Annotated in this window: 1 protein-coding gene and 1 pseudogene; one reads left to right on the forward strand and one right to left on the reverse strand. The window is 75.2% G+C overall.

The features are described from left to right. Positions 1 to 285: 285 nt before the first annotated feature. Positions 286 to 636 carry a DsrE family protein gene (locus MNY60_RS23515; protein WP_242341611.1) on the reverse strand — a complete coding sequence of 117 codons (351 nt, stop codon included), beginning with the start codon at positions 634 to 636 and terminating at the stop codon, positions 286 to 288. Positions 637 to 685: 49 nt separating this feature from the next. Here MNY60_RS23515 and MNY60_RS23520 point away from each other — a divergent pair. Beyond that, positions 686 to 939: pseudogene (locus MNY60_RS23520) on the forward strand (RNA-binding protein); the annotation flags it as partial.

Genomic DNA, 939 nt, shown 5'->3' on the forward strand with positions numbered 1-939 from the left:
GGCGGTGGCCACCGCCGGGACCGAGGAGAGGCTCCCCCCCGGCGCGGTCGCCCGGCCGAGCCAGAACCCGCCCGCGAGCGCGAGGAGAAGGGAGATACCGAGGAGGACGGCCAGGAGGCCTCCCCGCGAGGAACGGGGCGTGCGCGACGGCGGCGGATCGATCGACAGGCTGACCATGGGGACTCCGGAGGGGGAAGCAAAAGAGACGAACGCGCAGGAGTGGCGCTCTCTTCCGGGGTCCTGCGCGGCACCTGAGGGGTTCCCCGCTCGCCCCCCTCCCACGGGCTAGAAGAAGAAGCGATCGACGACCCCGCGACTCCACTCGATGACGGTCGGCCAGCCCACCACCGCGTCGAGCGCCTGCTCGGCGGCGTCGAGCGGCACCTTCTCCTCGACCACGCTCGCGCTGCAGGCGACGAGGCGGCACGCGCCCGCAGCACGCGCCTGGTGGAGGAGCGCCCCCGGCTCGTCGGGCTCGGCGTCGTGCGCGGCCACGACCGCCGGGACCGCCTGCCCGAACAGGTAGACGTCCACCCGATCCCCCATGGACGCGGCGGCGAGGGCGCAGGAGCCGGCGAGGCGGAGGGCGCCAGGGTCGGCGTGCGAGAGGAAGACGGCCACGCGGCGATCGGGCATCCGGCCACTCATACGCGGATCACGGGGGCTCTGCTATAAGACGCCCGCCATGTCCGAGGAGAAGAAGCCCGAATCTGGCCCGGTGGTGATCCGCAAGGGCCACGTGAAGCCTCCGCAGCCCGGCGAGAAGATCGAGGCGCCGCAGGAGGAGCGGCTCGCGCCAGCGCCACAGCGCGACGCGCGCCCGCTCTGGCAGCGCGTGGCCGAGGAGAAGTCCGGCGGCGGCCGCGGTGCGCCGTCCTCCGGCCCCGGCCCGCGCCGCGGACCGCCGCGCGGCGATCGCCCGCAGCGCGGGGGCGAGAG

Source organism: Anaeromyxobacter sp. SG17, assembly GCF_022690695.1.
Classification (GTDB): domain Bacteria; phylum Myxococcota; class Myxococcia; order Myxococcales; family Anaeromyxobacteraceae; genus Anaeromyxobacter; species Anaeromyxobacter soli.

Bases quoted from the DNA above. Each gene is read 5' to 3' on its own strand.
- MNY60_RS23515 (WP_242341611.1), bottom strand. From the start codon at position 636: ATGCCCGATCGCCGCGTGGCCGTCTTCCTCTCGCACGCCGACCCTGGC.